Origin of the sequence: Companilactobacillus suantsaicola, assembly GCF_004745525.1 — a bacterium.
Taxonomy (GTDB): domain Bacteria; phylum Bacillota; class Bacilli; order Lactobacillales; family Lactobacillaceae; genus Companilactobacillus; species Companilactobacillus suantsaicola.
In genome coordinates this window covers 1-1917 of sequence record NZ_RKLY01000055.1, presented here as the reverse complement: position 1 = coordinate 1917, position 1917 = coordinate 1, and the positions used below count along the sequence as shown (strand labels likewise).

The 1917-nt window shown below is 35.3% G+C and carries 4 protein-coding genes; 2 read left to right on the top strand and 2 right to left on the bottom strand.

Annotated features, from left to right (window positions below):
- On the bottom strand, positions 1-140 hold a 140-nt coding region (locus EGT49_RS12240; RefSeq protein WP_135374680.1), incomplete at its 3' end, for a type II toxin-antitoxin system PemK/MazF family toxin.
- Positions 140-403 carry a type II toxin-antitoxin system PrlF family antitoxin gene (locus tag EGT49_RS12235; RefSeq protein WP_001748062.1) on the bottom strand — a complete coding sequence of 88 codons (264 nt, stop codon included), beginning with the start codon at positions 401-403 and terminating at the stop codon, positions 140-142. The genes EGT49_RS12240 and EGT49_RS12235, both read right to left, overlap by 1 nt.
- 78 nt (positions 404-481) lie before the next feature.
- Here EGT49_RS12235 and EGT49_RS12230 point away from each other — a divergent pair, with 78 nt between their 5' ends.
- Positions 482-1069: a site-specific integrase gene (locus EGT49_RS12230; RefSeq protein ID WP_095662035.1), complete on the top strand. Its 588-nt coding sequence runs from the start codon at positions 482-484 to the stop codon at positions 1067-1069.
- A gap of 356 nt (positions 1070-1425) precedes the next feature.
- Entirely contained in the window at positions 1426-1638 is a 213-nt protein-coding gene (locus tag EGT49_RS12225) for a hypothetical protein (RefSeq protein ID WP_135374682.1), read from the top strand.
- Positions 1639-1917: the final 279 nt, after the last annotated feature.

Sequence of the window (1917 nt, the reverse complement as noted above, 5' to 3'; positions counted from 1 at the left end):
ATTGGCACAACTAGCACCGTATTAAAATAGCGATTATAGTGATCGTTGCTTACAACTAAACACGGTCGCTTTTTCTTAGTTTCAGTGCCTTTAGCCGGATCTAAATTAATCCATAAAATAGCGCCTTGTTTTAATTTCATTAATCAAAGTCTTCGCTTTCCACATCTTTACCCCAATCAACTTCTGTTGTACTGAGATTTCCAAACTTTTTTTCTTGTTCATCAACAAGTTGCCATAGATCCGGTTTACTACGAACAATCATTACTTTACCATTTGGTTCAATCTGCCATTCAATTGTATCAGTAGACCGAACCTTTAACAGTTCACGTACTGTTTTAGGAATTGTAATCTGATTTTTACTTGTGATCTTTGAGCTAACCTTAGTTACATTACCTGCACTCACAATATCATCTCCTTACTTTTTCCTTACAAAAAATAATAACATAACTGCTTTAATATCTCAAGAAAAGGAGAAAAGACTATGCAACAAGTTGTTTTACCCATCAAAGATTCAAACGTTCTTAAAGAGGTTCAAGATACCTTACTCAATAACTTTAAAGCTGGCCGACGCAACTATACGATTTTTCAAGTTGGTAAAGCGACGCTACTGCGAGTAAGTGACGTTATGGGCTTAAAACAGGCCGATATTTTTAATCCGGACGGTTCTATTAAACAAAATGCGTTTATTCATGACCGAAAAACTGGTAAACCTAATACCTTGTACCTTAAACCTGTTCAAACAGAGCTCTTATTGTACCGTCAATGGCTGCTTGATCATAAGCTGGATTCTGAATGGCTCTTTCCTTCAATTCAACACCCAGAACGCCATATTACTGAAAAACAGTTCTACAAAATTATGAGTAAGGTTGGCGATCTATTAGGAATTAATTATCTAGGTACTCATACGATGCGCAAAACTGGGGCTTATCGTGTTTACACGCAATCAAATTACAATATTGGCCTAGTCATGCACTTACTAAATCACTCAAGTGAATCAATGACTTTAGCTTATTTAGGCTTAGACCAAGCAAGTACCGAAAGTATGTTAGATCAAATTGATTTTGGGTAAATTAGTTTGATTTTGTTGTCGCCATCGGCGACTTCTGATACAGGTTTTTAATGGGTCTAGCACAACATAGAATAAATTCTATGTGTAAGTGCGCATTGACCTCGTTTCACTCGGTCTGCTGATAACCATAAAATCAATTTCTGCTGTTGTTGAATTGACTGTATTTTTAATTCAATTTATGTTTGCACCTAACTAAGGATTGTTATGTTTTAAATATTTAAAAAGTGTCGCAGATTACGATGCTTTAAGCCAAAATTTTTTAATTGCTTTGTGCAGATAATCTTTATAAGCTTGGTAACAAATTTTGAATAACGGTGCTGTAAGATCTGTGAATTTAAACTGAAAGCATTATTTTGATGTTAGGAGTCATTAAGATTGACGAAAAGAAAGTATTAAAACCAATTGATGAAATGCTTGCTGATCCTTGGCAAGTTGATATTCAAGAATTGTTTGAAGCTTCTGTCAATGAACCTGACGAGATCAAAAAGAATTTGTATGATTCCCTGGATACTTATATTTTGCAAAAAAGGCAAGAAGATATTAGTAATCTCCCAAGTTCCGTCATCTAGCCCTCTAAGAGCTCACTGAGGGCTTTTTATTTTGTGTTGGTATAAATATATATAAATAGTCTCAAAATTGCTGAGAACAAAAAATAAGGCCCTTAAAAAGGGACGTAGCAGTTAAATCTTTATCAAGTTTTAGAAAAGCTAACTATTTGCTGTCAATGGTAGCGGACGAGCGTAGCGTGGGAGCATAAGGAATTGACAGCTCTAAACCAGTCTTAACACTGAATTGGCGAAAGCCAAAGTTTCTATAAAACTTTGCTTTCCTGCCTAACGGCGAGTGAA

Coding starts and splice junctions, on each gene's coding strand:
- EGT49_RS12225 (WP_135374682.1), top strand. CDS start 1,426: ATGTTAGGAGTCATTAAGATTGACGAAAAGAAAGTATTAAAACCAATT.
- EGT49_RS12230 (WP_095662035.1), top strand. CDS start 482: ATGCAACAAGTTGTTTTACCCATCAAAGATTCAAACGTTCTTAAAGAG.